This is a genomic window from Bacillus sp. 5w2 (assembly GCF_054353775.1).
The window spans coordinates 81,351-105,703 of record NZ_JBTIWT010000018.1; the positions used below are offsets into that span (position 1 = coordinate 81,351).

The window sequence follows — 24,353 nt, forward strand, 5'->3', positions numbered from 1 at the left end:
GACCACCTACGTTCTTAAATGTTTTCCAGGATATATATTTATAATGTGCTTGATTGGAATTACAGTAACAAAAATTGTAAGAAAAATTATAAAAACAACATTACATATCAATACATATAGTGTTAACGGCTTTAATAAATATGTCTGAAAATACGTATGAATGGTTCCCGAAAACATTTCTAGCGCCATAAAAACCAACAACATCGCCACTAGAGAAATAAACAAAATTTGAATATATAGTTCACAGTAAATAGATATATTAGAAGCACCTACTGCTTTTTTTAATGAAATCTCTCTTTCTTTTTTATAAATCCAAAATAAAACCGCAGAAATGCCAGAAACAATTGCAACAAGAATGAATTTATAATAATACTTATTCGCTGGATCTATATATGTTACATTTAGTTCTTGAAGATCTCTTTCATTCAGTATTTGAACCTCACCCGAAATTACTTCTTTGCTCTTGCTCATAAATGTTTTTATTTCGTTATGGATAGATGATGTAGGGTTAACAACTGTTAATTGTAATTGTTTACTCGCGATAATACCTTTTTTAGATATAGTCGGTAAGTTTTGAAGTGGAACGTATATGCCTGCTACGCCGACGTCACTGTCTTTTCTCGATATAGTTCCTATTTTTTTATATGTATCATCAAATTCATATAATTCCTCTACATTCGTTTGATCACCAATAACCATATCATTTACATTTTCACGATGAAAATATTGCCCTTCAGAAATATATGGCATCCAATAATAATCATCTTTTAAGTTCACAGCTATGATCTTTGTTGCCCCTGAACTATTTAATATTTTTAAATGCTCTACGTAAATATCACTTTTCACAAAAGTATCTTGTATGAAAGGAATTATCGCTTCCAATTCAGTTGCATTCGCTATCGGAACAGTTAAAATTTGATTTTTTTCTGGGAAACCGATTTGAAAAGCAGATATAAAATTCCGTTTGGACTCTGTTAAAAGCGCAGCTACTGATATAGAAAGAAAAGAAATAAAAAATGCCATAAGAAGAATGACTGAAAATAGTTTGTTGTTTTTTATATTTTTAAAAGCTAAATACATGTCTCTGCTCCTTTTAGATAAGAAGGAGATGATGAACATCCACTCTCCTTATCCAAATATTTATAAAGACAACTATTTAATATTTTTTGTCACTGTAATCGTAAGTTTCCATTACTATCAAAATTACCTTTGCGAATCTCTTCTTGATAGTCATTATGCTCAGAGTATAGTCCTTTTGGACCAAATGCATTATATGCACCATTACTCACAGTAGCATTTAATGCTCTTCCAGATTCATGGGATCCTAATCTATCCGAAGCGCTTTCAATATATGAATTATTTCCATTTGAATTAATAAAAGAAATTGCTACTGAACAACGAGATGCATTTTGATTCGTAGTTGTTTGAGCTCTGTAAGATAGGAGATTACCGCTTTTGTGACCGCTTAGAGTTGGATAGAATGCACTTGTTGAGATTGATGTTGCTAATAATACTAAAGTCGTAATTGAAAAAACTTCTCCTTTCATTAACAATCACCTCATAAATTAAATAGTTTAGTAGCGCTACATCATCATACTATCCTTCAAATAAATTCTCCTCAATAAGAACCCCCTATGTTTTACAAACTCTTTAAACACTTAAACATTCATACATTTTTAAAAAGTAGCGTATAAGTAGCAATACAAAAAAGGCTGTGGATAAATTCTTCTCCACAGCCTAATACTTATTTTTGTAAAAACGCCTGCAAATCTGCAAACTGTCTCTTTGCATCTTCATAGCCTTGCTCATATAGATTTTGTAGTTTTGCTTTATCTTTTTCCATACGATCTACTTGAAGCTGTATTTCTGGACGAATAACAAATAAATTACCAGCTTGCTCTTCTTTTTCAATGTAGTGAAGTGTTTCATTATACACTTCATAACGATTTAGCATCGTGTTCACAAGGTTCGGATATTTTTTATACGCTTTCGCTGCCACCCATCCAAACTTTGATTTTTTCTTCGCATACCCTTGATTTCTTGTTAAAATTACGACTGATTTTTCAAATCCATCTTCCTGTGCTTTACGAACTGGAATTGGATCAGAAATCCCACCATCTAATAACTGCTTACCACGGTAATTTACTACCGGTGCAATGAAAGGTAATGAACTAGATGCTTGTAATAAATTTAGTGCATCATCATTCGTTCCCTCTTTTTCAAAATAAACAGATTGTCCTGTTTCACAATCCGTTGTTCCTACAAGAAAGCGTTCAGGACTATTAAAGTATGTTTCAAAATCAAACGGCACATGCTTTTCTGGAATTTCATGAAAAATGAAATCCATATCAAATAACTGACGCTTTTTCCATAAGTTTTTATACGATAAATATTGTGGGTGTGATGCATAATCAATATTTACTGTTTTATTTCTATTTCGTTGTCTGGAAAGATACGACGCTGCATGACAAGCACCAGCTGATACACCGATTACATATGGAAAATATAAATCTTGTTCCATAAAATATTCTAATATCCCACCCGTATATACACCACGCATACCGCCGCCTTCTAATACTAACCCCGTATTTTCAAGCATGTTATTCTCTCCTCTTTATATATTGACTCTTTAATTATTCACTATGTTAAGTATCTTTTTCTATTATATATGAGTTCTTTTAGAAATTATATTCAAAAGGCTTGAAATAAAGGAATTTTTTCTTCCAATTATATTTCTAAATGATCGGAGACATCCTTTATAAATCTTTGAATAAAATCTTGTTCTTCTTTCGTATATCTATCTAAAAGTAACAGCCACTTTTCTTCAGCTTGTTTATGCAATTTATCATGAGCTTTATATATTTCATTTCCGCTTTCCGTTAAGCGAAAGAAAATTTCTTTTTGATTGTCTAACATTTGCATCTTCTCAACGAATGTCTTTTGGAACAATTTTGTACAAATTTTAGAGATTGCACCCTTCGTCATTCCCATTTCTGTCGTAATTGCCGTTACATTCATCAAACCATTTTTCCCGATACACTCGATCACATGTAACTCAGATAAAGACATACCACTTATACCTGTCTCACGAAGAAATTTCTCATTTTGTCCTTTCAAATGTTCTTCTTTTTTATGCAAAAGTGTACGAATGTCCGAAAGTATTTCCATTTGTTTCGTTGCATAATCCAACCCGTTCGCCCCCTAAGTTTCCAAAGAAACAATTTAACTATATACCATTTTAAAATCATTTTTTCATATTTACAAGTGAGAAAAACATGTTAAAATAAATTTAGTTTCCTAGGAAACTAAATTACAAGGAGGTTACCACAATGAAAAAATCCAAACTAAATTTCATTTTATATATTATCTGTATTAGTGCCTTACTCGGTTCCTTCGCTCAAAATATTTACACGCCTATCTTGCCCGTGATTCAAGCTTCTTTTCACACTTCTCTTTATCTTGTAAATGTAACAGTTTCACTTTTCACATTCGTTCTTGCAATTATGCAGCTCGTATATGGGCCTTTCATTGATACAAAAGGAAGAAAATCTGTCCTTATCCCTAGTTTAATCATTAGTACAATTGGTTCAATCGGATGTGCTTTTTCGGCGAACATTTATTTATTTTTATTTTTTAGAGTTGTTCAAGCTATAGGAATAGCAGCTATACCTGTAGTCGCAGCAACGATTATCGGTGATTTGTTTGAAGGAAAAGAACGAGGGGAAGCAATGAGCCTATACCAAATGTTACTTGCTCTCGCACCTGCGATTGGCCCTCTCATAGGTGGTTACCTCGGTAGCATACATGGACACTTATCCGTATTTCTGTTTTTATCTATACTTGGCTTTCTCTTATTCATTATAAACATTTCACTACTTCCAGAAACAAAACCAACTGTAATTAAGCAACCGCAAGCAAAAAAAAATTACTGGTTTATCTTAAAAAATAAAACTGGATGTTCTATTACTCTTATTGGCTTTATTCAATTTTGTATTTATTTTTGCTTTCTCGTTTTTTTACCGAGTATTTTAACAAATTCATTTCACTTAACTGCAAGTGAAATTGGTCTTGTATTTGTACCGATGTCTCTTTCTATTATGTTAGGAAGTTATTGCTACAAGGTTTTGCAAAAGCACCTTACAACAAAGCAAGCTTTCTTCATTACTAGTTTCTTCAATATTATATGTGTCACTTTATTCTCTTTCACATATAGCATCAATATCCCATTCCTCATTATCGTTACATCTTTGTACGGTTTTAGTATGGGACTTTCTATGCCAACTCACACTACTTTATTAACGGAAGAATTCGTACAAGAACGCGCAACTGCTATCGGTATGTACAACTTCATCCGCTATCTCGGTATGAGCACAGGGCCACTTGTAGGTGGATTTCTTTTATTTAATCAAAATTACTTTTGGATTTTCTTCCTAGGTGCAATTATGTTTCTACTCATAATCTTATATGCGATGAAAATACTATGCTTCCCTGTCACACAAAAAGTAAAATAGAGACCTACAGATGGTCTCTATTTTAAGCTCTTTGATCCGCAACAATATGAATATCAATATACTTCGTTTGTCTCATAATTTCATTTACAATAGAACCTTTTCGTATTTCTTCCCACCTTGTTCTTGCCGATTGTCCGAGTAAAATTTGCGTTACTTGTAGTCTTTTCGCGACTTCAATAATAACATCAGCTGGCTTTCTTCCATTTGCTTCTTCTAATACAAAACTTGCATCAAATTGATTCGTTAGCGATTTCCACTCTTCAATTGTTTGCTTTTTCCCTGCTGAAAGTGAATCTATATTTTCCCGCTCTACGTTTAAGACATACAATTCAGCGTTTAACCGATCAGCCATACGCCAACCTCTCCGTATTAATTTCTCTGCTGTTGAACTGTATTGTACACAAACGAGAATTTTTTCTTTCACCCCAATCGGTTCTATAACTGTTTGGCTAATTTTCTCATCCATATCATCTGCAACTTCACGAAGCGATAATTCCCTTAGTGCTCCTAAATTATTAAGCGTGAAGAAGTTTTGTAAGCTTTGTTGAATTTTTTCTTCCTTATATATCTTTCCATCGATTAATCTCTTCCTTAATACCTCGGGTGTTGCATCAACAAGCTGAATTTCATTTGCTTTTTGCAAAATAAAATCTGGAATACGTTCTCGCACTTTAACATTCGTAATTTGAGCTACAATATCATGAACGCTTTCTAAATGTTGAATATTAAACGCTGATAATACAGATATACCAGCATCTAGCAATTCCTGTACATCCATATAACGTTTCTTATTTTTCGACCCGGGAATATTACTATGCGCAAGTTCATCCACAACAACAATTTGTGGTGCACGTTTTATAATTCCTTCCACATCGAGTTCATAAAATACTTTCCCTTTATAATCAATTTCTTTTAAAGGAACTTTTTCTAAATCAGCAATTGCGTCTTCCGTTTCTTTTCTCCCGTGTGTTTCAATTAAACCAATTACAATATCCATACCATCTTTTTGCATTTCTCTTGCATCAAATAGCATTTTATAACTTTTCCCTACTCCTGGAGCCGCTCCTACATATAGCTTTAACTTTCCTCGATTTTGCTGACGAATATATTCTAAATACTCTTCTGGTGTTCGCCTTTGAAAAGTTGGTTTATAGTCATCCGCATACAAAACACTCACAACCTTTCTTTCAAAACAACGCTACCTCAATCCATTAGATTGAGGTAGCACTGTTACTATTTCATTAGTTTCTGTAATTCTATATTTAACTTTAAGACGTTCACACGATCTTCTCCAAATAAACCAAGTGCCGCACCTTCCGTTTGATCTTTAATCAATTGATCTAGCGTTTCTTTCGGGATTTTCGTTAATTTCGAAATGCGCTCTACCTGTACGGAAGCTGCCTTCGGACTAATGTCAGGATCAAGCCCTGAACCTGAATTTGTCACTAAATCGATCGGCACTTCTGTAACTGGAACCGCCCGGTTTTGTTTCTTCCAGTCTTCCATACTTTTCTCTACTCGTTTCTCTAAATCTGGATTAGACGGTGCATAGTTATTTGAACCAGATGCTTCTGCTTTATATTCAATACTAGAGACACGCCCATGAAAATAACGTGGATCTGTGAAATTTTGGCCAATTAACTTAGAACCAATCACTTCATTTTTATCATTATATATTAGACTTCCATCCGCATTCTCCTTCATTACTGCTTGTGCAATACCAGTAACAATAAGCGGATATACAAGTCCGCACAACACTAAAAATGTAAAAGTAATACGGACAATCGGTGATAGTATACTTTGTTTCTTCGCCATCTTTTTCCCCTCTTCCTTATATAAACAAGCCGACAATTATATCGATTACTTTAATTCCAATGAATGGTACAATAACTCCGCCAAGCCCATAAATAAATAGGTTTCGGCCAAGTAGTGCATTCGAACTCATCGGTTTATATGCAATACCTTTCATCGCTAACGGAATGAGTAACGGAATAATAACAGCATTAAATATTAGTGCTGATAAAATCGCTGACAGTGGTGATGTTAGTTTCATAATGTTTAATGCTTCCATTTGCGGAATCGCAAGTGTAAACATCGCTGGAATGATTGCAAAATATTTTGCGATATCATTCGCAATACTAAACGTCGTTAACGCACCACGCGTCATTAACAATTGCTTACCGATTCCTACAACCTCAATAATTTTTGTCGGGTTCGAATCTAAATCAATCATATTCGCTGCTTCTTTCGCAGCTGTCGTACCACTATTCATTGCTAATCCAACGTCAGCCTGCGCTAGTGCCGGCGCATCATTTGTACCATCACCTGTCATCGCTACAAGTTTCCCTTTATCTTGCTCTGCTTTAATAACCGCAATTTTATCTTCTGGTTTACACTCAGCAACGAATTCATCTACCCCTGCTTCTTTTGCAATTGTCGCTGCTGTTAATGGGTTATCGCCTGTACACATAACTGTTTTAATCCCCATTTGACGCAATTGTTCAAAACGCTCACGCATACCAGGTTTTACTGTATCCTTTAAATAAATTAAACCGTAAATACGATTATCCACTGCAACTACAAGTGGTGTCCCGCCCTCTTTTGAAATGAAATCTGCTTTTTGATTTACATCTTTCGGAATCGTTCCACCTTGTGACTGAACCCATTCAATAACGCTACCTACAGCACCTTTCCTCACTTTCGTTCCGTCCTGTAAATCAACACCACTCATTCTCGTTTCTGCTTTAAATGGAACAAATTCACCTTGTTCTGCAAGTTCTCGATTATATGATATAGACTTCGTTTTTACATATTCTATAACTGATCGACCTTCTGGTGTTTCATCTAAAACTGAACTAATTGCAGCCCATTTCCCTACTTGCTCAATCGTTTCATTTCCTACAGGAAGTAATGTATGTGCCATTCGGTTCCCGAAAGTAATCGTACCTGTTTTATCTAAAATAATTGTATTAATATCACCTGCAGCTTCTACTGCTTTACCCGACATCGCTAACACATTGAACTTTGTCACCCGGTCCATCCCAGCAATACCAATCGCTGATAACAACCCACCAATTGTCGTTGGAATTAAACAAACTAACAATGCGACAAGTACAGCTGTATCAATTTGAAACCCTAAATAGTTTGTAAAGATCGGCAACGTCACAACAACGATTAAGAAAATAAGAGTTAAGCTCGTTAATACTGTATTTAAAGCAATTTCATTCGGCGTTTTTTGACGAGCAGCGCCTTCTACTAACGAAATCATTTTATCAATAAATGATTCACCAGGATTACTCGTAATGACAATTGTAATCTCATCACTGACGACCATCGTTCCACCTGTTACGGAACAAAAATCACCGCCCGCTTCTTTTATTACAGGAGCTGATTCACCTGTAATCGCAGATTCATCTACAGAAGCTAATCCTTTCATTACTTCACCATCACTTGGGATCATCTCACCTTGCTTTACAATAACAACGTCACCTTTTCTCAAATCAGTTGCTGAAACTTGAACAATCTCTCCATTTTCTTTCACCACATTTGCAAACACATCTTTCTTCGACTGTTTTAAAGAATCGGCTTGCGCTTTGCCCCGCCCTTCTGCTAACGCCTCTGCAAAGTTAGCAAATAAAACTGTAAATAAGAGAATGAGAGAAACTGTTATATTAAACCATCCTGGTACACTACTAGCACTACTTGGAAGAAACGATAAAATGAACGTAATGATAAATCCAATTTCCACAACGAACATAATCGGATTCTTTATCATGACTTTCGGATTCAATTTCGCAAAGGATTGTTTCATCGCATGTGTTACGATATCACGATCCATCGTTTTCGCTTGTCTAACCTCATCTTCTATAGCATGTATTTGTGACTGATTTACTTGTTTTTCTTTTACTACTACCGGTCTCATCATTTACCCTCCATTACTTCAATGTAAGAAATTCTGCAATTGGGCCAAGTACTAACATCGGGAAGAATGTTAACGCACCGACAATTACAATCGTTCCGATGAAGATGCCACCAAATAAACCATTATCTGTACGGAACGTTCCGACTGTTTCTGGTACTACCGTCTTCTCTTTCAACGAAGCTGCCACAGCTAACATCGTAATTAAACTGAAATAGCGTCCTAAAAACATAACTAAACCAGTTGTAATATTCCAAAACGGTGTATTATCTGCTAAACCTTCAAATCCAGATCCGTTATTCGCAGCTGACGATGTGTATTCATATACAACTTGCGTTAAACCGTGGAAACCGGAATGTGAGATAGCATCTGTTCCTAAACTTGTTGAAAGAGCTAATGCTGAAAATCCTAAAATAAGCAATGGATGGAATAAAATCGTTACCGCAATTAATTTCATTTCCTTACCTTCAATTTTCTTACCTAAAAACTCCGGTGTCCGTCCAACCATTAAACCAGATATAAATACTGCAATAACGGCATACATAATAATGTTTACAAAACCTGCTCCAACACCGCCATATACTGTGTTTAACATCATATTTACGAGTGGAACTAGACCGCCAATTGGTGTTAATGTATCATGCATCGTATTAACAGCCCCTGTTTCAGCAGCTGTCGTTACTGTTGCGTATAGTGAAGAAAATACAGTTCCGAATCGTACTTCTTTTCCTTCTGTACTTCCTTGTACATGTTCGATACCCATTCCATTTAACGCTGGATTTCCATGTAATTCCGATGTCGTAATCGTTATAAATCCAAGTAAAAACACCATAAATAGTGATACGAAAAGGATACGACCTTGTTTTTTATTCCCTATCATTCGTCCGTACGTAAATGGAAGTGCTGTTGGCAATAGCATCATAAGCATCATTTGCAAAATATTACTCATTTGTCCTGGATTTTCAAAAGGATGTGTAGAGTTTGCTCCGAAAAATCCACCGCCGTTATTCCCAAGTTCCTTAATGGAAACAAATGATGCAACTGGCCCGCGTAATATACTTTGCTTTGCCCCATCAATCGTTTGTGCCGTAACTGCACCGTCTAACGTTTGTGGTACACCGAGTGTGACAAAGACTAGCGCCGCAATAAATGCGATAGGAAGAAATACTCTCATTAGTGCTCTCGTAAAATCAACGAAAAAGTTACCGAGTTCTTTTCCAGCGAGCCCTCTTATAAATGCCATAACGAGTGCTAACGTCGTTGCCGGTGCTGCAAACATTAAAAATGTAATTCCGATTAATTGTGATAAATAAGATAAACCATTTTCACCGCTATAATGCTGTAAGTTTGTATCAGCCATAAAACTAATTGCTGTATTAAAGGCAAGCGTAGGCTCCATTCCTTCAATGTGTGCTGGATTTAATGGCAATACTCCTTGTAGTCTAAAAATGAAATATACGACAACAATCATAAATCCATTTAATAAAACTAATGACAATGCGTACTGTTTCCACGTTTGATTGTATTCTTTTACACCCGTAATTTTAAAAATAAGTTTTTCAAAAGGCCCGAATACTTTATCTAGCTTTTGACTACCTTGAAAGGCTTTCTCTAAATATATCCCCATTGGCTTTGCCACAAGAATAAACAACAGCATGGTAATAACAACTGCGACCCAAATCATAATGAATGATTCCCCCTAATTAAAACTTCTCTGGATTTAATAATGCATACACTAAGTACACCGTAATTGCTGCAACAATAACCGATAAGGCAATCATCATGATTGCTTCCCTTCTTTCACAACTTTATCTGACCAACTTGCAAGACTTGCCATCGATGCGACTAACACAACAAAAATCCCGATCATTACAACATCTAACATAACTACCCCTCACTTTTGTTAAAATTTACCATTAAGTTATCAAAAAAAGAACACTAAGCTCTACTTAGTGTTCGAAATGAACAACACAAAGTAAACCTCCTCTCTAAACGCTTACGAGGTTAGCTGTCGGATTCGGGCCTAAAGAGTAGCCCTACTTTCAAAACTGAAAGATTCACCCCAAGTGACGATGCACAAAATTGGTTCCCCCGCTCCATTTCTGGAACTCAGCGATTTTAGGTTTTTTTGGAAATTTTATGAATGATTTATGAGAGTAAATATACTCCTCTATATTTCACTTGTAAAGAGGCAAATTACTGAAAATAAGAAAATATCCGTCTATTTAAACGCTTACATTGAGTATTATTAATATTCTTTCATCTGTTTTCTCGTCTTTTCTTTCTTTTTCACATAAATGATCTTTTAAATACGAAATAAAAAGAGCGAATGACATGAAGTGCATAGCTTGTTGCACTTAGCATTCGCTCTTTTTTATTCACTATTTATTCTCCTCGTAAAAAAGCACGTAAATTTCTCCCGCGAATATAAACTTGTGACAATTCTGCATGTAGTTGCTCATATTCGATAACATCTGTTTTTAAATATAAAGCGTCTTTCGATGGCAATATAATATAGGGCCTTGGAAAAATAGGATCAAGCATCACCAATTCTTGAACTCGCTCTACCGATACCGCCCAACGATTCGCTATATCTCCTAATAACAACACCTTCATCTTCTTCTCCCCCGCCCTATTCAAAAAATAAAAAAGAAATATTATCACAATTTGTAAACACGACAAATGTAGCTCCAATTGTTTCATAGAGCCTCGCTGGATATCGTTTATTCCTTGTAACAACAGTAATAGGTGCTTGAAAAGAAAAGCGAATGTGTTCTGTAAAGAAACTAATAATTGGAAGCTCATCCCCTAGTAAAATCACCTTCTTAATACACTCACAAATACTAGTAAAATCCTGCTCCCTACTACAACTATACGTCCAATCAAACCCACAATTCCTCACTTCAGCCGCTATCTCTTCATTTGCTGTAAAAATAATTAACTCATGTTGAAATGCTACTAAATCTATTAAACTATTTACCTTGCTTTCTTCTCCAACACAAATAAGTGTTAGTTCCATGTACCTCATCCTCCTTAGCATAAAAGAACTCAAACATAGATTGATATTCCCCTATACTAATCAGATCGATGAAGTGATGTATCCATCATGGCACCGTCCTCTCTCAAGACGCTTACGAAGTTAGCTGTCGGATTCGGGCTTTGAGAGTAGCCCTACTTTCAAAATTGAAAGATTCACCCCTAGTGACACTGCACAAATTGGTTCCTCCGCTCCATACAATCGGACTCAGCGTTTACAAAAAAATATATTCTGGCTGATATATTACTCCTGTATTTGGAAAAAGTAAACAGAAAAAAAGCCAGTTATAAAACTGACTTTTTACTTACCTAAGCACGCGTTTTATTCAATTTATATGCAAAATGATTCGTCGGTCCATGACCACTACCAATATTCAATGGCTCTTCAATTGCTATACTAATAAATCGTTTTGCTTCTTGAACTGCCTCTTCAATCGAGTAGCCTTTCGCAAGTCCTGCTGTAACCGCTGAAGCAAATGTGCACCCGCTTCCGTGCGTTTGCTTTGAAGGAATCCGTTCGCTTCTAAATTCGATAAACTCTTCTCCATCAAAGAGTAAGTCAATTACTTCATTACCTTGATATTCTGCATGTCCACCCTTCATAAGCACATATTTCGCACCTAATTCATGCAGTACTTTCGCAGCTTCCTTACTATCTTCAACATCATGAATCTCCATCCCAGTTAACACTTCTGCCTCAGGAACATTCGGTGTTACAACCGTTGCTACTGGTAATAAATATTCTTTTAATGCTTGTACTGCTTCTTGTTGTAATAATGATGCACCACCCTTAGCAATCATAACAGGGTCTAGTACAATATTATTCCAGCCAAACTTCTTTATATGTTCTGCTACAATTTGAATAATTTCACTGCTAAATAACATTCCTAGTTTCACAGCATCTGGTGTTAAATCCGTACCAATTGAATTCAGCTGTTCGATAATCCCTTCTAATGGAACTGGATATACCCCTTGAACGCCAAGCGTGTTTTGAGCAGTAATTGCCGTAATTGCCGTCATTCCGTACACACCAAGCTCTTGGAATGTTTTTAAATCTGCTTGAATGCCGGCACCGCCTCCGCTATCAGATCCGGCAATTGTTAGAGCTTTATTTATTTTCATCCCACTCATCCTTTTCTATCCAAAATAACGATGATAAATTGTTTTTGCTTCGCTTATATCTTTCGTTCCATGTACAAGTACACGACCATCTTTAAAAGCAACTAATCTCTTTTCTTCCACAGAAAATGATAATAAATATGGATTTACATTTAAATCATTCACACGATCATTCAGCAGCTCTTTGTATCGTTCAAAATCCATTTCCTCTTTATGAGGTGGTCTAATTTGAACTGTATTTCTCCCGCATAAAACTGCTGTTTTCGATGTGTTTTCTTTATTTAAATACGGATATAATGCATTCTCTCCGCACGAAGGACAATTGTGTTTACGAAGCTTTTGCATATTCATACATGAATATTCATTCTTCCATACATCAAACGATACAAGTCCATCTCGAAGTGATTCGGAATCTTCCACTAACAGTTTAAGAGCTTCCGTTACTTGATGAGAAACGACGAGAGCTACAGCAGGTGATATAATGCCCGCTGTATCACATGTCGCCCCGCCAAGCGGAATTGATTGTAATAAACATGATAAACATGGCGTTTTACTAGGAAGAATTGTGTAAGAAAGACCGTAACTCCCTACACATGCTCCGTAAATCCATGGAATAGAATATTTTTGTGCTATATCATTTACAATGAAACGCGTTTCGAAATTATCAGTTGCATCAATGATTACATCAACGTTGGTAACAAGCTCTTCTAATTCCTCAGCTGTTACATCTTGAACGAGAGCTTCTACTCTTACTTCACTATTAATCTCTTCTAGACGCTTCTTTGCTGCTACAGCCTTCGGAAGATTATTTTCTACATCACTCTCTGCGTACAATTGCTGCCTTTGTAAATTACTCCAATCGACATAATCCCGGTCTACAATCGTTACTGTACCAACACCTGCTCTTACGAACATCTCTGCATTTGCACTACCTAATGCACCTGCGCCGATAATAAGCACATGCTTTTCTCTTATCTTTTGCTGGCCTTCTTCCCCAATCGGAGAAAATAATTCTTGGCGAGAATATCGATTATTCAACTACGCTCATTCCTTCTAAAGGACTACTTGCTGTTGCACAACGTTTACGTGCAATACGACCTGCTTCAAATCCTAAACGTCCTGCCTCAATACTTAATTTCATTGCAGATGCCATTTTAATAGGATCTTTTGCTCCTGAAACAGCCGTATTTAATAACACACCATCCGCTCCCAATTCCATCGCGAATGCCGCATCAGCTGGGCTACCGATACCAGCGTCAACGATAACTGGTACTGTCGCTTGTTCAATAATAAAGCTTAAATTTAACGGATTTACAATACCAAGCCCTGAACCGATTGGTGATGCTCCTGGCATAATTGCATGCACGCCTAGTTCTTGTAACTTACGTGCTAATACAACGTCATCAGATGTGTACGGAAGTACGATAAATCCTTCTTCTAGTAACATTTCAGATGCCTTTAACGTCTCTACCGGATCAGGTAATAACGTTCTATCATCACCAATAACTTCAACTTTGATCATGTCGCAAAGCCCTGAAGCTTTTGCTAATTTTGCAATACGAACAGCCTCTTCAGCATTTTTTGCTCCAGCTGTATTCGGTAATAACGTATATTTTTTTACATCAAGTTTCTCTAATAAATTAGGCTGCTGTGCATCGAATATATCCATACGACGTACTGCGAACGTTAAAACCTCAGCCTCAGATACATCAATTGCCTTTTGCTGCACATCAAAATCAGGGAATTTTCCTGTTCCTAATAAAAGTCTAGAATGAAATGAAAATGGTCCAATGTTTAACATAATCAACCGCCTCCTACGAAAGTTACAATCTCAATTTGGTCTCCATCAAAAACAGATGTATCTGTATGATCATCTTTTTGTAAAATATCTTTATTACGCTCTACTACAACAATTCTGTTATCTAACTCTAAATGTGTAAGTAACTCAGCTACTGTTTTTACACTCTCTGGCACTTCAATTTGATTACCATTAATTTTTAAATTCAAACTTCCATCTCCTTTCTAAACTGTTTTAGAAAGCAATGAATCTAGCAAGTGATTTTCCTGCTTTCCTTCTATTAAATCAGCCATATACTGACCAGAAACAGGACTTAATAAAATACCGTTTCGATAATGCCCCGTACAAGCATATAAACCTTTTATTTCTTCATGCTCTCCCATATAAGGAGCTTCGTGATTTGATTGTGGCCTTAATCCTGCCCATGTGCTTTCCCACTCTGCTTCTTTTAAAGCCGGCAATATTGTATAAGCACGCTCTAATATAGAAGTAATACTTTCTGGTTGCACAGTTTTATTAAACGTATGAGGCTTCATCGTTGCTCCAATTACGTAACGTCCACCGCGCTTTGGTGCAATGTAAAATCTTTCTTGGAAAATAGGTGCCTTTAAAAGTGGTTTTCTACTTCTTACCGCTACTACTTCTCCTTTAACTGGATATGTACCCCATTCTCGGTGAAAATGCGCTAGTAGCTTCGTGCTCCATGAACCACCCGCAATCACAACTTTTTCGCATGTGATAATACCTTCGCTCGTCATAATTCCAGTCACTTTATTATTTTCAATACGAATATCAAACACTTCTGTCTGTTCATATATATCAGCACCCGAAAATGATGCGGAATGTGCGAAGGCTTTCGTAAGCTCTGGTGCAATAACATGACCATCTTTTGGATAATATACAGCACCTATAATTGACTCAGATAGAAATGGCTCTTTCTCTCGTAAACGATCTCCTGTTAGAAAATAAGAATCTTCACCTGTTTTCTGCTGCCAATCCATAATGTGAAGAATTCTTTCCTTCTCATCTTCATTTTGGGCAATACGATAAATGCCTTTTTCTTCATACCCAATATCGATGCCTGTTTTTTCACGTAAAACTTCTGCAAGTTGTGGAAATATAGCACGGCTTTCTCTAGCAAGTTCAAATAGTGGGTCATATGCATCCCATTCTGCCTGAACCCCAAGTAAACCAGCAGCCGCTTTCGAGGCTTCAGATGCAATTCTTTTCTTCTCTACAATCGCTACTTTATGCCCTCGTTCTGCTAGAAAATGTGCAACTGAACTACCAATTACACCTCCGCCAATTATCGCTACATCATACTTCTTACACATGTTTTTCCGCCCACTTTCTTATTGATTCCTTATAAGATTTCGCTTTGCTATACGGGTTACTACTGCTTATAATCCCAGACATAACAGCAATACCACTGACACCTTTAGTAAGAACATCCCCTGTGTTTTCCGTGGTGATTCCTCCAATTGCTGTAATCGGTATGGATAAACACTTTGCAATGTCTGAAACTTCTTCAAGCCCTCTCGCTGGCACACCTTTTTTACAATCTGTCGGAAATACATGACCATAGACGAGTGAATCCGCTCCATTCTTAAATGCATCGATCGCCTCTTCTAAAGAATGCACAGAATAACCGACATGCAAATAAGAAAACTTTTCTTTCACTGACCTTACATCTGCGCTTCGATATCCTAGCTGCACGCGCGGAATGTTTAATAAAATAGCAATATCAATTCGATCATTTATTACTATCTTCGATGCCGGAAAGCCTTTCTTCAAAAGACCTTCCACACCTTCATACAATTCCTTCGTACTTTTCTCACGCTCACGAATATGCAAATAATCAATCTCACTCTCAATTTGCATTGCTACATTCACTAGCTCTTCGAATGACATGTGACCATTTGAGATTACATGAAGCTCATTTTTCATATTCATTCGCCTACTTTAAAATGTTTTCGAATAATTCCTCAGCCGGAACGATTTCTTTCGTCATTCCTTTATCTTTCAGCCATTTATTTTGTTTCTCCCATGACTCTTTTGAATCTGATAAGAATGGCTCATCTTTCGTTTCCATCTTCTCTAATAAAATTTTCATACTTTCTTTTTCAACTTCTGGTACAAGCGGGAAGTTTTCTTTTTCTTGATGATTTAATAAAATATTTAATGCTTCATCCGGATTTTTCTTCATGAAATCATAGCCTTTTTTCGTACCACGTAAGAAGGCTTGCAACGCTTCTTTATCTTTTTTCAACGTTTTATCACCTGTTACAAATACAAGCTCATGATAGTTTGGTACACCGTAATCAGCTGGATTAAAGTATGCTGGTTCATGACCTTCATGGCGCATAACAGGTACTTCATGGTTAATGTATGCCCCTGTTACCGCATCCACTTTTTTCGTAATTAGTGCCGGTACTAAATCAAAGCCAACATCGACTACTTTCACTGTATCTGGATTACCACCAGCTTCTTTTACCATCGTTTTTAAATACATCTCACTTAAAGGTGTTCCAGAATATCCAACTGTTTTCCCCTCTAAATCTTTTGGCGATTGAATGCCTGCTGATTTCAGCGATACAACATGATTTAATGGCGAACGTACGACAGCTCCAATTGATTTCACTGGAATTTGTTCATTTGCTTTTGCCATGACAACATCTGGCTGATAATATAAGCCAACCGTTACCTTTCCTGCAGCTGCTAAAGTTAATGGATCAGTCGGATTAGAAGGGAATTTAATATTCACCTTTACTCCTTCTTCTTTAAAGTAGCCTTTTTCAATCGCCGCATAAATAAAGCTATGTACCGCATTTGGGTACCAATCAAGCATGACCGTTATTTCTTTTTCTTTTTTATTCTTATCTGATGCCGAATTACTAGAACATCCAGCGATCATTGCAACTAATAATGTAAACACAAAGATGCGTTTTAAAAATTTCATGAATACTTCCTCCAACTAATAAATTTCTTTTCTAAAATCGAAATAAGGACAACAAAGAAAATAGCTAATAATGATAACAATACAATGGGGGCAAATACACCCGCTCCGTCTAATTGCGTCATCATTCTTTTACTGAAATATCCTAGCCCAGCTTGTGCACCGAGCCATTCACCAATTGCCGCCCCAATCACACTAAGCGGAACTGCAATTTTTAAAGCTGAGAAAAAATAAGGAAGAGCAGATGGTAACTTTAATTTAAGAAAAATATCTTTTTTCGTTGCTCCATACGTAACTAAGAGCTCCTCCCATTCTTTTTTTGTACTACGTAGTCCATCATACGTATTGACCGCAATTGGGAAAAACGTAATTAAAACCGTGACAACAACCTTACTCCAGATCGTATATCCAAACCATAAAACGAAGAGCGGAGCAAGCGCTGTAATCGGAATCGTTTGTGAGGCAACTAATAATGGATAAAATGCTCTCTCCATCCAATTACTCGCATTCATTAATATTGCTAGCCCTACCCCAAGTACGATAGAAATAGCTACCCCTATTAAAACGACGTATAATGTTGCCGGCAAATGAACTGTAAATAATATATCTTTTAGTTGCCATATCTTCATTACAATTGCAGACGGTGACGGTAAAATGTACATCTCATCTACAATTCTTGCGCCTATTTCCCACATGACAAGTAAAACACTAGAAAGTGTAAGGGCAGGTAATAGTTCCTTCAACCGGTTCATCATACGAGTACCTGCCTTTGTAACATACTAAGAAGCTCATCTTTAAGCGCTAACACTTCAGGCTTATACAAATCTTTTCTTGTCCGATTACGATCAAGCGGTACAATCCTCTCGGTTAAAGTAGTTATCGGTTGATTTTCTACAACGAAAATTCGATTAGAAAGAAACAATGCTTCTTCCACATCATGAGTGATAAATAAAATTGTTTTTTTCCACTCTTTCCATTGTTCAAACAGCCATTCTTGCAAAGATGCCTTCGTTAACGCATCCAACGCGCTAAACGGTTCATCTAACAGCAATATCTCCCCGCCTGTTAATAAAGTTCGAATAAAAGATACGCGTTGTCTCATACCACCAGATAAATCTTTCGGATATTTTGTCTCATACCCTTGTAAGCCAAATTTATGTAACAGTTCCTTTGCCTTTATTTGTGCTTCTTTCTTCTGTACACCTTGGCACTCTAGCGGCAGGGCAGCATTCTCAATAATCGTTCTCCATGGCAGGAGCATATCTTTTTGGGGCATATACCCTACAGGATGGCTCTTTGTTTCTGTCAGCTCTATCTGTCCCGTACTTGTTTCTTCTAAACCTGTAATAAGGCGAAATAAAGTACTTTTCCCGCATCCACTCGGTCCGATAATACTTACAAACTCTTTATCTTGTATAGAAGCATTTAATTCATTGATGATTGGTTTCTCATCATAATGAAAAGAAACATTATGAAACTGTAGTATGTTCTTGCTCCTCAAATCCCCACATCTCCTTACGATAGGACATATCCCAGAATAAATATTCAAATCGACTGGAATATAGGAAAATCTCCTCTAATCGATCTAGCTCTTTGTCAGACTTTCCAACTGCCATTTCATTTAATAAATCTATTAACCAAATACAAAGGCTACCGTATTCTTCCGAACTATATCCTTGAATCCACTCACCAAAGAACTCATGATCTCTTGCTCCAGGAATATCGTTTAAACGCTTTCCAATTTCCCAGTAGCTCCACATACATGGAAGAAGTGCTGCTATTAATTCCGCAAGCGTGCCATTTTGAGATACAGACATCATGTAATTTGTATAGGCTAAATTTTTAGCAGATGGTTTTGCAGATTCTATCTCCTCTATAGAAATACCAAGTCTTTTTGCATATTGTTTATGGATTGTCATTTCTCCATTTAATATGCCATCAATTTGTTCAGCAAATTTCCCCATTACTTGTGGATTCGTTGCTTTTACAACACCAATCGCATATAGCTTTGCATAATCTAACAAATATAAATAATCTTGAATAATATAATACTGAAACTTATCTTTTTCTAACGTGCCATCTCCCATACCTACTACAAACGGGTGATTATGACTCATCTCCCAAACTGGTTGTACAGTTTCTAATAATCTATCGCAAAATTTCATTTCTCTATCCCCTTTCAATTTATATATCTAAATAAAAAACCACTTCTAAATAAGAAGTGGTTACAGCAAATAAAATTATAATTTATTCGTTGCTCCACTTCCCTTCGCTAGTATTACCTAGATCAGGTCTGTAAGGGTTAAGGATTATTCCTCTCTCAGCACAACAAGCACCCCTAGTGGTTTCAATATGAAATTTTCAAATAAAAAAGCCCCGTTTCTATACGCAAAGAAACGGGGACTCATTATTAGTGTCCGAATTGCTTCCCTACGCTAGCATAATCTAGATCAGGTAATGAAAAGGATCAAAGGCTTACGGCCTACTCTCAGCTGGCAACACCAGCTCTCCTAGCAAACTATGAAATTATCACTGTCAGTATAACATCGTAATAAGACATCATCAACTATTTTAATTTTCTCAATTGTCAACAAAATAACAGAACTATATAATACTTATATTCTATCTTAGAAATTATTATCCTAATTAATTGGATAAAAAGGAATCATTATCCTCAAAAAATTTATTTTTATATTGATTTCATATTACATTTATGTGAATACACCCACTATATTATATCTTTATACTATAATAAAATTACAACTATACAACTAGAGGAGGTCTCTATTATATGAATATGAAAGCTACTGCTTTAACAGCAACTACTGTCGCAATTGCCTCTTTACTTCCTTCTATGGGAGAAACAAATGTACAAACAGCCAACGCTGAACAATTATCTAATGTGAAAACTGGATATGTAAAAGTCGATCAAGTAGCCTTACATACAAAAGATAACGCAAATAGCTCATCAATTGATACAATCCGCTTTAATACGAAAGTGAACATACTTGAAACAACTAATGGCTGGTATAAAGTATCTGTTAATAATAAAGTAGGTTACGTACAAAAAGATGCTATTCTACTAAAAAACAAACTTCAATCTAATAATCAATACATCGTTAATGCCAATGCATTAAACGTTCGTTCTGAACCTAATTTAGAATCTTCAATTTTAGATGTATTACCAAATGGGAAATTCGTTACCATTCAAGAAGAACAAGGTGATTGGTATAAAATTTTACATAATGGCAAAACAGGTTACGTACAAAAGGCATTCGTGTCTAATGGTTCACAGCCTTTAGTAAAAGGCATCACAGTTCAAAATAATACGAAATACACAGTTGCAACACCTAAACTTAATGTACGTAGCAACGCTAGTACAAGTAGCGCACTACTTGGCTCATTACAAAATGGTACACAAATACAAGTAGTGGAAACTGTAGGAACTTGGTATAAAATTCGTTTTGGCACAGGATACGGATATGTGGCAAAACATTATGTGGTGCAAAATCAAACGCAAACGCAATCACAAGCTCAAACAGCTCAACCTACTTCAATTCCAGCAGTTTTTAAATTCCCTACTCAAGGAAGAGTTAGCTCAACCTTTGATATGCGCTGGGAACAAATGCATTATGGTATAGATATTGCAGCTCAGGGTAATGTCTCTATCCAGGCGGCGGCTGCAGGTAAAGTTGTGAAATCATATTATTCAGCTAGCTATGGCAATGTTGTGTTCATCGCCCATCAAATAAACGGGAAATTATATACGACAGTCTATGCTCACATGAAAGATCGCACTGTACAAGCTGGTGATCAAGTACAAGCTGGACAATTAGTAGGTCATATGGGAAACACAGGTCATTCATACGGGCAACATCTTCATTTTGAATTACACAATGGAGAGTGGAATTTTGAAAAAACAAATGCAGTAAACCCACTGCCATATTTAGTTAGGTAAATTGTATGCCACGCAATATCAATATATCTCTCTTAATTGAATACTTAGCCTTTTTAGGTTTAATTTTTTGTTTAATCATTTACAATACAAATACTGTATTTTTATCTATTATCATTGCTTTTGTTACTTTAGAAATTATGATGGAAGCCTTTCAAGTACAACTAAAACAAAAAATTGCCCATATTTATAATGCCGTCTTTCTATTAAGTGCCCTAATAACAAATATTATTAGTAATGGTTTTTATTTAACTACCGTATTTCCCGTATGCTTTATGGCTGTTTTATTATTCATAGCTAGGTACATTCATGTCCCTAATAACAAAAAACACGAACAAGAAGCTTAGAAAGAGGAGACACTGTGTACCAATCTTTCAAAGATAATCCGCTAAAATATATATTGAATTTATATAAAAAAACAAATACTTTTTTTGGTATACAAGGAAGCTATACGGCACAATTTCTCCTTTATGGAATGTTATTTCTCGTCTTAATTGCGTTCTCCTTACTTTACTAACAAAAAAAGGATCTCACATAAACTTGAGATCCTTTTTAATTTATATAGAAAATGCTCTTTTATCCGCAAGCATATTTTTCATAAATAAAACTAAGATTATATTTTTTCTCTAAGCTCATTCTTTGTTCATCATCGCACCAATAGAACAGAATATCATGAATTGTTGCATAACGCTTATTTTTAAGAAATAGTTTAAAGAATGATGGTAAACAATCATGTAATTGTATAAATATATAATTGCGTAATATTTCTTCTTTATATTCAATTCCCTTGCAAATATACAATAATTCTTCACAATAATATGCATGTTGTGGAACTTGAATCATTTCGAAAAATGGCACATATGATAATAACTTTCCGATAAAATGATCATATCGATCCATTATTCCTATCGTCATATGCTCCATCATTTCTTTCATTACATATAAATAATCATCTACATGAGTAGTTTTCAATGGGTCTAATCGATCTGAAATTTGAGAAAGTACAGCTCTTTGACAAGCTAACACCGCTTGACTAGGTCCATAATATGATAAGAAGTCTGTACACTTACGATATTTTCGTAATAAGTCATGTGTATATAAATCATACACGAAAGTATTACAATACATAGCTAGACTCATCATATCACTATTTAATTGCTCTTTTGATAGGAACTTAGCTCTCTTACACATATAAAAGAATGTAAATTCTAATACTTCTTTATGGGATAATAGATGTTTACAGTCTGTTATACATTTCTCATTAAATTTAACTCTATCCCAGATTTCTACATCCCCATCAGTTAATTCACCAATACGATATTTGATAATTAAATAGTTTAAAGCAACCGCTTGCGTCAAAAGATCCCATGTTTCATATTCCAATGAAGTGTGAACAAACTCAGCTAATCCTTGAGTTATCATAAAAGTATTTGCTTCTTCATACCAACCAATCTCTTGGCATAAGCGAAGAATACGTACTAAAGTTGGAATTTCATCTTTATGAAACTGCGGTAAATTCTTTGTTTTATTCATTCCATATACGATAAATGCCGCTAAATTTTCTTCTTTATAAAATTCTTTTTCTTTCCACACTAATATAGTTCGTTCTTTCCCTTCACCTTTTGGATGACAAGGTACAAGCAAAGAAAATAATTCAGCGAAATTATTTGGTTCTATATATGTATCTGTAACCAAATTCCAATTTGGATCGCGCTGTACAGCCCTCATATAATTCCCCCTCCCTTTTGTCTACATAGGAAATATTAATCCATTATTACATCACTAACAATGAATATTGTTATATTCAAAATCTTTCATAATACTTATATCTATCAGTATATCATTTTTTCTCTTATTTAAAATTAGGAATGACAAATTTAAATAAACTGTCGAAATTACTAACTGTATACTTATTATATAATGTCTCAGATACATCATGCTAACATATTAGTTTAATTCTATATACTAGAATAATGCATCTGATTTTTATACGTAACTTACCCCACTAATTAAAATCTTTCTTCATTCCGTATGCTCCGAGATTTCACTTAAAGCAAATCCAGCTTGATCATCTGCCGATTCTCTTATAGCTAAATCACCTAGTGCTAGCATCCCAACGAGTTGACCACTCTCAACTACTGGTAATCGTCTAATTTGATACTGTGCCATTAACTCTGTGGCTTTTTCAATAGAATCATCTGGAGAAACTGAAACAATGTTTGTTGTCATTACATTTGTAATTTTATTAGATCCAGGATGTTTCTCAGCAATCCCTCGAACAACTAAATCTCGGTCCGTAACAAGCCCAACAACTTGCTCATTTTCAACAACCGGAATCAATCCAATCGATTCTTCTTTCATCTTTACAGCAGCCTCATATACATTGTCTAGCGGTGTACAATGTACAATATGAGTACTCATACAGTCTCTCACTCGTGTCATTTTTGTCTCCTCCTTTTTATACATACCATAGCTTTTCCTAAATTCCTTTATTTATTTCAGGAAAATCAGTTGATAAAGGAGGATTAACGCACAATAAAAAAGAGTCAGCATATTGCTGACTCTTTTTTTTATGACCCGTACGGGATTCGAACCCGTGTTACCGCCGTGAAAGGGCGGTGTCTTAACCACTTGACCAACGGGCCATGGCTCCGCAGGTAGGACTCGAACCTACGACCGATCGGTTAACAGCCGATAGCTCTACCACTGAGCTACTGCGGAATAATATATATGGTGGGCCTAAATGGACTCGAACCATCGACCTCACGCTTATCAGGCGTGCGCTCTAACCAGCTGAGCTATAGGCCCATATACTTTACAGGGGCAGTAGGAATCGAACCCACACTGGAGGTTTTGGAGACCTCAGTTCTACCTTTAAACTATGCCCCTAAAGGATGCCGGCTAGAGGACTTGAACCCCCAACCTACTGATTACAAGTCAGTTGCTCTACCAATTGAGCTAAGCCGGCATAAAAAAAATGGTGGCTCGGGACGGAATCGAACCGCCGACACGAGGATTTTCAGTCCTCTGCTCTACCGACTGAGCTACCGAGCCAACAT

At 36.0% G+C, this 24,353-nt stretch carries 27 protein-coding genes, 6 tRNA genes and 4 riboswitches; of the genes, 3 read left to right on the forward strand and 30 right to left on the reverse strand.

Features of this window, described 5'->3' with window-relative positions:
• Nucleotides 1-6 precede the first annotated feature (6 nt).
• The 4 genes from ACXY7N_RS23930 to ACXY7N_RS23945 all read right to left on the reverse strand — a co-directional run bounded on the left by ACXY7N_RS23930 (nucleotide 7) and on the right by ACXY7N_RS23945 (nucleotide 3,189).
• Nucleotides 7-1,080, reverse strand: a complete 1,074-nt coding sequence (locus ACXY7N_RS23930) for an ABC transporter permease (RefSeq protein ID WP_033659628.1) — start codon at nucleotides 1,078-1,080, stop codon at nucleotides 7-9.
• An 89-nt stretch (nucleotides 1,081-1,169) separates the two neighbouring features.
• The gene (locus tag ACXY7N_RS23935; RefSeq protein WP_016133657.1) at nucleotides 1,170-1,547 is read right to left on the reverse strand and encodes a hypothetical protein; all 378 of its coding nucleotides are present in this window, start codon (nucleotides 1,545-1,547) and stop codon (nucleotides 1,170-1,172) included.
• Nucleotides 1,548-1,744: 197 nt separating this feature from the next.
• Nucleotides 1,745-2,599 carry a patatin-like phospholipase family protein gene (locus tag ACXY7N_RS23940; protein WP_098413096.1) on the reverse strand — a complete coding sequence of 285 codons (855 nt, stop codon included), beginning with the start codon at nucleotides 2,597-2,599 and terminating at the stop codon, nucleotides 1,745-1,747.
• 128 nt (nucleotides 2,600-2,727) lie between these two features.
• Nucleotides 2,728-3,189 (reverse strand): MarR family transcriptional regulator, encoded by a 462-nt coding sequence (locus tag ACXY7N_RS23945; protein WP_016133655.1) that lies wholly within the window; start codon nucleotides 3,187-3,189, stop codon nucleotides 2,728-2,730.
• A 140-nt stretch (nucleotides 3,190-3,329) separates the two neighbouring features.
• Between ACXY7N_RS23945 and ACXY7N_RS23950 the strand changes: the two genes are divergently transcribed.
• A complete protein-coding gene (locus ACXY7N_RS23950) occupies nucleotides 3,330-4,511 on the forward strand; it encodes an MFS transporter (protein ID WP_016133654.1) in 1,182 nt (393 codons plus the stop codon).
• Between the two features lie 22 nt (nucleotides 4,512-4,533).
• On the opposite strand, the gene kdpDN is transcribed toward ACXY7N_RS23950, so the two are convergent.
• The 18 genes from kdpDN to tenA form a co-directional block, all read right to left on the reverse strand.
• Nucleotides 4,534-5,688, reverse strand: a complete 1,155-nt coding sequence (gene kdpDN / locus ACXY7N_RS23955; protein WP_080118087.1) for a KdpD-like non-kinase potassium sensor — start codon at nucleotides 5,686-5,688, stop codon at nucleotides 4,534-4,536.
• Nucleotides 5,689-5,744: 56 nt separating this feature from the next.
• The gene (kdpC, locus tag ACXY7N_RS23960; protein WP_016089250.1) at nucleotides 5,745-6,326 is read right to left on the reverse strand and encodes a K(+)-transporting ATPase subunit C; all 582 of its coding nucleotides are present in this window, start codon (nucleotides 6,324-6,326) and stop codon (nucleotides 5,745-5,747) included.
• A gap of 16 nt (nucleotides 6,327-6,342) precedes the next feature.
• Nucleotides 6,343-8,433, reverse strand: a complete 2,091-nt coding sequence (kdpB, locus tag ACXY7N_RS23965) for a potassium-transporting ATPase subunit KdpB (protein WP_454497426.1) — start codon at nucleotides 8,431-8,433, stop codon at nucleotides 6,343-6,345.
• Nucleotides 8,434-8,446: 13 nt separating this feature from the next.
• Nucleotides 8,447-10,114 (reverse strand): potassium-transporting ATPase subunit KdpA, encoded by a 1,668-nt coding sequence (gene kdpA / locus ACXY7N_RS23970; RefSeq protein WP_454497425.1) that lies wholly within the window; start codon nucleotides 10,112-10,114, stop codon nucleotides 8,447-8,449.
• A gap of 19 nt (nucleotides 10,115-10,133) precedes the next feature.
• Nucleotides 10,134-10,214, reverse strand: coding sequence for a K(+)-transporting ATPase subunit F (kdpF, locus tag ACXY7N_RS23975; protein WP_000972378.1), 81 nt, complete (start codon nucleotides 10,212-10,214; stop codon nucleotides 10,134-10,136).
• On the reverse strand, nucleotides 10,211-10,315 hold the full coding sequence (locus ACXY7N_RS23980) for a SipW-dependent-type signal peptide-containing protein (RefSeq protein WP_000887889.1): 105 nt from the start codon (nucleotides 10,313-10,315) through the stop codon (nucleotides 10,211-10,213). Before ACXY7N_RS23980 ends, kdpF begins: the two co-directional genes overlap by 4 nt.
• A gap of 94 nt (nucleotides 10,316-10,409) precedes the next feature.
• Nucleotides 10,410-10,555, reverse strand: a riboswitch (cyclic di-AMP (ydaO/yuaA leader).
• Nucleotides 10,556-10,815: 260 nt separating this feature from the next.
• Entirely contained in the window at nucleotides 10,816-11,046 is a 231-nt protein-coding gene (locus ACXY7N_RS23985; protein ID WP_000866307.1) for a hypothetical protein, read from the reverse strand.
• Nucleotides 11,047-11,062: 16 nt separating this feature from the next.
• Nucleotides 11,063-11,449, reverse strand: a complete 387-nt coding sequence (locus ACXY7N_RS23990) for a hypothetical protein (RefSeq protein WP_016133651.1) — start codon at nucleotides 11,447-11,449, stop codon at nucleotides 11,063-11,065.
• Nucleotides 11,450-11,542: 93 nt separating this feature from the next.
• Nucleotides 11,543-11,690, reverse strand: a riboswitch (cyclic di-AMP (ydaO/yuaA leader).
• Nucleotides 11,691-11,775: 85 nt separating this feature from the next.
• Nucleotides 11,776-12,597, reverse strand: coding sequence for a bifunctional hydroxymethylpyrimidine kinase/phosphomethylpyrimidine kinase (thiD, locus tag ACXY7N_RS23995; protein ID WP_142291957.1), 822 nt, complete (start codon nucleotides 12,595-12,597; stop codon nucleotides 11,776-11,778).
• A gap of 6 nt (nucleotides 12,598-12,603) precedes the next feature.
• Nucleotides 12,604-13,623, reverse strand: a complete 1,020-nt coding sequence (gene thiF / locus ACXY7N_RS24000) for a thiazole biosynthesis adenylyltransferase ThiF (protein ID WP_488592641.1) — start codon at nucleotides 13,621-13,623, stop codon at nucleotides 12,604-12,606.
• Nucleotides 13,616-14,386 (reverse strand): thiazole synthase, encoded by a 771-nt coding sequence (gene thiG / locus ACXY7N_RS24005; RefSeq protein WP_016089255.1) that lies wholly within the window; start codon nucleotides 14,384-14,386, stop codon nucleotides 13,616-13,618. Before thiG ends, thiF begins: the two co-directional genes overlap by 8 nt.
• A 2-nt stretch (nucleotides 14,387-14,388) precedes the next feature.
• Nucleotides 14,389-14,592, reverse strand: coding sequence for a sulfur carrier protein ThiS (gene thiS, locus ACXY7N_RS24010; RefSeq protein WP_001049505.1), 204 nt, complete (start codon nucleotides 14,590-14,592; stop codon nucleotides 14,389-14,391).
• Between the two features lie 15 nt (nucleotides 14,593-14,607).
• Nucleotides 14,608-15,717, reverse strand: a complete 1,110-nt coding sequence (thiO, locus tag ACXY7N_RS24015) for a glycine oxidase ThiO (RefSeq protein WP_016133648.1) — start codon at nucleotides 15,715-15,717, stop codon at nucleotides 14,608-14,610.
• Nucleotides 15,710-16,330: a thiazole tautomerase TenI gene (gene tenI / locus ACXY7N_RS24020; protein ID WP_016133647.1), complete on the reverse strand. Its 621-nt coding sequence runs from the start codon at nucleotides 16,328-16,330 to the stop codon at nucleotides 15,710-15,712. The genes thiO and tenI overlap by 8 nt, the downstream gene beginning before the upstream one ends.
• A 10-nt stretch (nucleotides 16,331-16,340) precedes the next feature.
• Nucleotides 16,341-17,342, reverse strand: a complete 1,002-nt coding sequence (locus ACXY7N_RS24025; protein WP_016089259.1) for an ABC transporter substrate-binding protein — start codon at nucleotides 17,340-17,342, stop codon at nucleotides 16,341-16,343.
• The gene (locus ACXY7N_RS24030; RefSeq protein WP_016133646.1) at nucleotides 17,339-18,091 is read right to left on the reverse strand and encodes an ABC transporter permease; all 753 of its coding nucleotides are present in this window, start codon (nucleotides 18,089-18,091) and stop codon (nucleotides 17,339-17,341) included. Before ACXY7N_RS24030 ends, ACXY7N_RS24025 begins: the two co-directional genes overlap by 4 nt.
• Complete coding sequence (locus tag ACXY7N_RS24035; protein WP_016133645.1) at nucleotides 18,091-18,840, reverse strand: ABC transporter ATP-binding protein; 750 nt, start codon at nucleotides 18,838-18,840, stop codon at nucleotides 18,091-18,093. The genes ACXY7N_RS24030 and ACXY7N_RS24035 overlap by 1 nt, the downstream gene beginning before the upstream one ends.
• Nucleotides 18,809-19,504 (reverse strand): thiaminase II, encoded by a 696-nt coding sequence (gene tenA, locus ACXY7N_RS24040; RefSeq protein WP_000666832.1) that lies wholly within the window; start codon nucleotides 19,502-19,504, stop codon nucleotides 18,809-18,811. The genes ACXY7N_RS24035 and tenA overlap by 32 nt, the downstream gene beginning before the upstream one ends.
• 82 nt (nucleotides 19,505-19,586) lie before the next feature.
• Nucleotides 19,587-19,689: riboswitch (TPP riboswitch) on the reverse strand.
• Nucleotides 19,690-19,749: 60 nt separating this feature from the next.
• A riboswitch (TPP riboswitch) is annotated at nucleotides 19,750-19,861 on the reverse strand.
• A 269-nt stretch (nucleotides 19,862-20,130) separates the two neighbouring features.
• On the opposite strand from tenA, the gene ACXY7N_RS24045 reads away from it, so the two are divergent.
• Together ACXY7N_RS24045 and ACXY7N_RS24050 are read left to right on the forward strand one after the other, a co-directional pair.
• Nucleotides 20,131-21,297 (forward strand): SH3 domain-containing protein, encoded by a 1,167-nt coding sequence (locus tag ACXY7N_RS24045; RefSeq protein ID WP_016133644.1) that lies wholly within the window; start codon nucleotides 20,131-20,133, stop codon nucleotides 21,295-21,297.
• Nucleotides 21,298-21,302: 5 nt separating this feature from the next.
• Nucleotides 21,303-21,641 (forward strand): hypothetical protein, encoded by a 339-nt coding sequence (locus ACXY7N_RS24050; RefSeq protein ID WP_016133643.1) that lies wholly within the window; start codon nucleotides 21,303-21,305, stop codon nucleotides 21,639-21,641.
• Between the two features lie 229 nt (nucleotides 21,642-21,870).
• Here the strand turns inward: ACXY7N_RS24050 and ACXY7N_RS24055 are convergent, their stop codons facing one another.
• The 8 genes from ACXY7N_RS24055 to ACXY7N_RS24090 form a co-directional block, all read right to left on the reverse strand.
• A complete protein-coding gene (locus ACXY7N_RS24055; protein ID WP_016133642.1) occupies nucleotides 21,871-23,022 on the reverse strand; it encodes a DUF3965 domain-containing protein in 1,152 nt (383 codons plus the stop codon).
• A 294-nt stretch (nucleotides 23,023-23,316) separates the two neighbouring features.
• Nucleotides 23,317-23,736, reverse strand: coding sequence for a CBS domain-containing protein (locus tag ACXY7N_RS24060; RefSeq protein WP_016089265.1), 420 nt, complete (start codon nucleotides 23,734-23,736; stop codon nucleotides 23,317-23,319).
• A gap of 131 nt (nucleotides 23,737-23,867) precedes the next feature.
• A tRNA-Glu gene (locus ACXY7N_RS24065) sits at nucleotides 23,868-23,939 on the reverse strand.
• 1 nt (nucleotide 23,940) lies between these two features.
• Nucleotides 23,941-24,015, reverse strand: a tRNA-Asn gene (locus ACXY7N_RS24070).
• Nucleotides 24,016-24,025: 10 nt separating this feature from the next.
• A tRNA-Ile gene (locus ACXY7N_RS24075) sits at nucleotides 24,026-24,102 on the reverse strand.
• Nucleotides 24,103-24,112: 10 nt separating this feature from the next.
• Nucleotides 24,113-24,183, reverse strand: a tRNA-Trp gene (locus ACXY7N_RS24080).
• Nucleotides 24,184-24,189: 6 nt separating this feature from the next.
• A tRNA-Thr gene (locus tag ACXY7N_RS24085) sits at nucleotides 24,190-24,262 on the reverse strand.
• 10 nt (nucleotides 24,263-24,272) lie between these two features.
• Nucleotides 24,273-24,348 (reverse strand) — tRNA-Phe (locus ACXY7N_RS24090).
• Nucleotides 24,349-24,353 lie beyond the last annotated feature (5 nt).

Bases quoted from the DNA above. Each gene is read 5' to 3' on its own strand.
- ACXY7N_RS23930 (WP_033659628.1), bottom strand. From the start codon at position 1,080: ATGTATTTAGCTTTTAAAAATATAAAAAACAACAAACTATTTTCAGTC.
- ACXY7N_RS23935 (WP_016133657.1), bottom strand. From the start codon at position 1,547: ATGAAAGGAGAAGTTTTTTCAATTACGACTTTAGTATTATTAGCAACA.
- ACXY7N_RS23940 (WP_098413096.1), bottom strand. From the start codon at position 2,599: ATGCTTGAAAATACGGGGTTAGTATTAGAAGGCGGCGGTATGCGTGGT.
- ACXY7N_RS23950 (WP_016133654.1), top strand. From the start codon at position 3,330: ATGAAAAAATCCAAACTAAATTTCATTTTATATATTATCTGTATTAGT.
- kdpC (WP_016089250.1), bottom strand. From the start codon at position 6,326: ATGGCGAAGAAACAAAGTATACTATCACCGATTGTCCGTATTACTTTT.
- kdpB (WP_454497426.1), bottom strand. From the start codon at position 8,433: ATGAGACCGGTAGTAGTAAAAGAAAAACAAGTAAATCAGTCACAAATA.
- kdpA (WP_454497425.1), bottom strand. From the start codon at position 10,114: ATGATTTGGGTCGCAGTTGTTATTACCATGCTGTTGTTTATTCTTGTG.
- kdpF (WP_000972378.1), bottom strand. From the start codon at position 10,214: ATGATGATTGCCTTATCGGTTATTGTTGCAGCAATTACGGTGTACTTA.
- ACXY7N_RS23980 (WP_000887889.1), bottom strand. From the start codon at position 10,315: ATGTTAGATGTTGTAATGATCGGGATTTTTGTTGTGTTAGTCGCATCG.
- ACXY7N_RS23985 (WP_000866307.1), bottom strand. From the start codon at position 11,046: ATGAAGGTGTTGTTATTAGGAGATATAGCGAATCGTTGGGCGGTATCG.
- ACXY7N_RS23990 (WP_016133651.1), bottom strand. From the start codon at position 11,449: ATGGAACTAACACTTATTTGTGTTGGAGAAGAAAGCAAGGTAAATAGT.
- thiD (WP_142291957.1), bottom strand. From the start codon at position 12,597: ATGAGTGGGATGAAAATAAATAAAGCTCTAACAATTGCCGGATCTGAT.
- thiG (WP_016089255.1), bottom strand. From the start codon at position 14,386: ATGTTAAACATTGGACCATTTTCATTTCATTCTAGACTTTTATTAGGA.
- thiO (WP_016133648.1), bottom strand. From the start codon at position 15,717: ATGTGTAAGAAGTATGATGTAGCGATAATTGGCGGAGGTGTAATTGGT.
- tenI (WP_016133647.1), bottom strand. From the start codon at position 16,330: ATGAAAAATGAGCTTCATGTAATCTCAAATGGTCACATGTCATTCGAA.
- ACXY7N_RS24025 (WP_016089259.1), bottom strand. From the start codon at position 17,342: ATGAAATTTTTAAAACGCATCTTTGTGTTTACATTATTAGTTGCAATG.
- ACXY7N_RS24030 (WP_016133646.1), bottom strand. From the start codon at position 18,091: ATGAACCGGTTGAAGGAACTATTACCTGCCCTTACACTTTCTAGTGTT.
- tenA (WP_000666832.1), bottom strand. From the start codon at position 19,504: ATGAAATTTTGCGATAGATTATTAGAAACTGTACAACCAGTTTGGGAG.
- ACXY7N_RS24045 (WP_016133644.1), top strand. From the start codon at position 20,131: ATGAATATGAAAGCTACTGCTTTAACAGCAACTACTGTCGCAATTGCC.
- ACXY7N_RS24050 (WP_016133643.1), top strand. From the start codon at position 21,303: ATGCCACGCAATATCAATATATCTCTCTTAATTGAATACTTAGCCTTT.
- ACXY7N_RS24055 (WP_016133642.1), bottom strand. From the start codon at position 23,022: ATGAGGGCTGTACAGCGCGATCCAAATTGGAATTTGGTTACAGATACA.
- ACXY7N_RS24060 (WP_016089265.1), bottom strand. From the start codon at position 23,736: ATGACACGAGTGAGAGACTGTATGAGTACTCATATTGTACATTGTACA.